Origin of the sequence: Butyricicoccus sp., assembly GCF_050872565.1 — a bacterium.
Classification (GTDB): domain Bacteria; phylum Bacillota; class Clostridia; order Oscillospirales; family Butyricicoccaceae; genus Butyricicoccus_A.
Window position 1 is genome coordinate 1 of the sequence record NZ_JBNMHC010000199.1, and the last position, 4,089, is coordinate 4,089.

At 51.4% G+C, this 4,089-nt stretch carries 3 protein-coding genes; all 3 read left to right on the top strand.

The window, feature by feature from the left end; all coding sequences use genetic code 11:
* Positions 1-99 precede the first annotated feature (99 nt).
* Positions 100-2,889, top strand: coding sequence for an isoleucine--tRNA ligase (gene ileS / locus ACR0P9_RS08510; RefSeq protein WP_432619195.1), 2,790 nt, complete (start codon positions 100-102; stop codon positions 2,887-2,889).
* Positions 2,890-2,980: 91 nt separating this feature from the next.
* A complete protein-coding gene (gene lspA / locus ACR0P9_RS08515; protein ID WP_432619198.1) occupies positions 2,981-3,445 on the top strand; it encodes a signal peptidase II in 465 nt (154 codons plus the stop codon).
* Positions 3,442-4,089 (top strand): RluA family pseudouridine synthase (locus tag ACR0P9_RS08520; protein WP_432619197.1); only part of this gene is annotated, 648 nt, incomplete at its 3' end. The genes lspA and ACR0P9_RS08520, both read left to right, overlap by 4 nt.

The window sequence follows — 4,089 nt, forward strand, 5'->3', positions numbered from 1 at the left end:
AGCCACGGCTGTTTAGGATAGAATCCCGTCAATCTGGCGGGACGGCGTTGATTCAAAAAAGAGGACAGCGTCGAGAATCAGAAAGGATGGTACGGTTACATGCCGCAGGATTACAACAAGACAATCAATCTTCCACAGACTGATTTTCCGATGCGCGCGGGTCTTCCGAAGCGCGAGCCGGAATTTTTGGAGAAGTGGGAGAAAGAGGATATTTACCATACACTGATGGAGAAGAATGAGGGTAAGCCGCTGTTCATTCTTCACGATGGCCCTCCGTATGCAAACGGCAACTTGCATCTGGGTCACGCACTGAACAAGATCCTCAAGGACTTCATCGTGCGTTACAAGAACATGGCTGGCTTTAAGGCTCCGTATGTACCGGGCTGGGATACTCATGGTCTGCCGATCGAGCGTCAGGCAATCGCTGCCTTTGGTCTGGACAGACATAAGGTCAGCAACAAGGACTTCTGTGACAAGTGCAAGGAATTCGCACTGGATCACGTAGATACACAGCGCACCCAGTTTAAGCGTCTGGGCGTTGTCGGTGATTGGGATCACCCGTATCTGACCCTGACCAATGATTTCGTTGCCAAGCAGGTTTCTGTTTTTGGCGAGATGGCAAAGAAGGGCTATATTTACCGCGGTATGAAGCCGGTATACTGGTGCCCGCACGATGAGACCGCTCTGGCTGAGGCTGAGATCGAGTACAAGGACAACAAGTGTGCGTCTATCTACGTCAAGTTCGCTGTCAAGGACGACCAGGGCAAGATCAGCTCTGTTATCGGCACGACAGAGAATGTATACTTCGTCATTTGGACGACCACCACATGGACTCTGCCGGGCAACCTGGCAATTTCTCTGAATCCGCGTTTTGAGTATTCCTTCGTCAAGGTACCGAACGGTGAGATTTATGTTCTGGCAACTGACTTGATTCCGTCTGTTGCTGCTGCGGCAAAGATTGAGTCTTACGAGATTCTGGGCACCATCATGGGCTCTGAGCTGGAGTACGTGACCACTCAGCATCCGCTGATGGATCGTGAGTCTCTGGTTATCGTTGGCGATCATGTTACGCTGGATGCCGGTACCGGCTGTGTACACACCGCACCGGGCTTTGGTGCAGAGGACTTTGTTGTTTGCCAGAAGTATCCGGAAATCCCGATGATTGTTCCGGTAGACAGCAAGGGTATGACCACTGCGGATGCAGGCAAGTACGCTGGTATGTTCTATGAGGATACCAATCCGATTATCCTGCATGATCTGACTGAGAAGAATGCGCTGCTGGCTGTTGAGACCATCGAACACTCGTATCCGCATTGCTGGCGCTGCAAGAAGCCGATTATCTTCCGTGCTACCGAGCAGTGGTTCTGCTCTGTCGATGCCATGAAGGACAAGGCTGTAGAGGCTTGCCACGGTGTCAAGTGGATTCCGGCTTGGGGTGAAGACCGCATGACCTCCATGATTCAGGAGCGTTCTGACTGGTGTATTTCTCGTCAGCGTACTTGGGGCGTGCCGATCCCGATCTTCTTCTGCAAGAAGTGCAAGAAGCCGCTGATTAACGATGATACCATTTCTGCTGTTGCTGCTCTGTTCCGCGAGAAGGGCACCAGCGCTTGGTTTGATACCGATGCTGCTGACATTCTGCCGGCTGGCACCAAGTGCGAGTGCGGCTGCTCTGAGTTCACCAAGGAAACCGATACCATGGACGTATGGTTCGATTCCGGTTCTTCTCATGCAGCTGTTCTGGAAGAGCGCGAGGAGCTGGCTTACCCGGCTGATCTGTATCTGGAAGGCAACGACCAGTATCGCGGCTGGTTCCAGTCCTCTATGCTGACTTCTATCGCTACCAAGGGCGTTTCCCCGTACAAGACGGTTATCACCCACGGTATGATTGTCGATGAAGAGCGTCAGAAGATGTCCAAGTCTAAGGGCAACGGTATGAGCCCGCAGGAAATCACCCAGCAGTATGGTGCAGATATTCTGCGTCTGTGGGTATCTTCCTCTGATTACCGTGCTGACATGAAGATCTCCAAGAAAATGTTCAAGCAGCTGTCTCAGAACTATCTGAAGATTCGCAATACCGCTCGTTATATCATGGGCAACCTGAACGGCTTCACGCTGGATCAGATGGTACCGTATGACCAGATGCTGGAGCTGGATAAGTGGGCACTGATGAAGTGCAATGAGCTGGTTGGCCGCGTTCGCGCAGCATATGACAGCTATGAATTCCACGGCGTGATCCATGCGATTCACAACTTCTGCGTTGTAGATATGTCCAACTTCTATCTGGACGTTATCAAGGATCGTCTGTACTGCGATGATGGTCTGAGCCGTCTGTCTGCACAGACTGCCATTTATCGCATTCTGGATTCGCTGGTTCGTATGCTGGCTCCGGTTCTCTGCTTCACCGCAGACGAAATCTGGCACGCTATGCCGCACGCAGAAGGTGATGACGAGCGCAACGTTGTACTCAACGACATGCCGGAATACGATTCTGCTCTGAGCTTTACCGATGCAGAGACCCTCAAGTGGGAGAAGATCATTGCTGTACGCGATGATGTCAACAAGGCACTGGAGCAGGCTCGTGGCTCTAAGCTCATCGGCAAGCCGCTGGAAGCAAAGGTTACCATCACTGCTTCTGAGAACGCAAAGGAATTCCTGGATGGCTGCGGTCAAGATCTGGCAAAGCTGTTCATCGTTTCTGCCGTTGACGTACAGACCGGCGAGGGCGAAGGCGATTCCTATGAGGCACTGGGCGGCATGAAGATCGCTGTCAGCCGCATGGAAGGCGAGAAGTGCGAGCGCTGCTGGATCTATGATCCGACTGTTGGCAGCAATGCCGAGCATCCGATGCTGTGCGCACGCTGCGCTTCTGTGCTCAGCCACAAGTAAAAGTAACTATCACCGAATGTATGATTCGTGACGAAGAGGCAGAGGAATTGTCCTCTGCCTCTCTTTGTGAAGGGAGGAATCTCCTGTGTCTATGATTATGTATCTGCTGGCGGTTCTCATGATGGTCATTGTAGATCAAGCCGTCAAATATTGGGCAGTGACGATGCTGGCATCCATTGGCACCATTCCGCTTGTTCCGGGCGTCCTGTCGCTGACCTATGTGGAAAATCGCGGTGCTGCCTTCAGCATCTTAGAAAATCAAATCTGGTTGTTTGTCGCGCTGGCTGCCATTATTTTGTGCGCCATTGTCTATGCGTTGAGCAAAGATAAAATTCAGGCGCCGATTGGAAAAATCAGCTTGCTTGTTGTGGCTGCGGGTGCAATTGGCAATGTCATTGACCGCATTGTCAATCACTATGTTGTCGACATGATTCAGCTGGAATTTATCCGGTTTCCGATTTTTAATATCGCGGATATTTACGTTTGTGTGGGTATCGCGCTGTTTGCCTTTTATTATCTCTTTATCCATAAAGATCCGGAGGACGAGGAAAAATGAGACAACTTGTGCAGGTGACAGAAGCAGACTCAGGTAAGCGTATTGATAAGCTGCTCTCGGAACAGATGCCGGAACTGACGCGGTCTGCGATTCAGCATCTCATGCAGGATGGCTGTGTGACGATGGGAGACAAGCCGGTGAAAAAGAATGCCAAGGCGGCCACCGGAGATGTCATTGCTGTCGATGTACCGGAACCAAAAGAGGTTGCCATTGAACCGGAAAATATCCCGTTAGATATTATCTATGAAGATGACGATATTATCGTTGTCAATAAGCCCAAGGGCATGGTTGTCCATCCGGCACCGGGCAATTGGAGCGGTACACTCGTCAATGCGCTGATGTATCACTGCGGCGATAGCTTGTCCGGCATCAACGGTGAGATTCGCCCGGGTATTGTGCATCGCATTGATAAAGATACCAGCGGACTGCTCGTCGTTGCCAAAAATGACAAGGCACATCAGTCGCTGGCGGAGCAAATTAAAGTACATAGCGCGGGACGCCGTTATTTTGCTGTGGTCTATGGATGTCCAAAAGAAAACAGCGGCACGGTCAATGCGCCGATTGCCCGCCATCCGGTGGATCGAAAGAAAATGGCAGTTCTTGCAGGTGGACGCGAAGCGATTACGCATTATGAAGTGCTGGAG

Coding starts and splice junctions, on each gene's coding strand:
- ileS (WP_432619195.1), top strand. CDS start 100: ATGCCGCAGGATTACAACAAGACAATCAATCTTCCACAGACTGATTTT.
- lspA (WP_432619198.1), top strand. CDS start 2,981: ATGATTATGTATCTGCTGGCGGTTCTCATGATGGTCATTGTAGATCAA.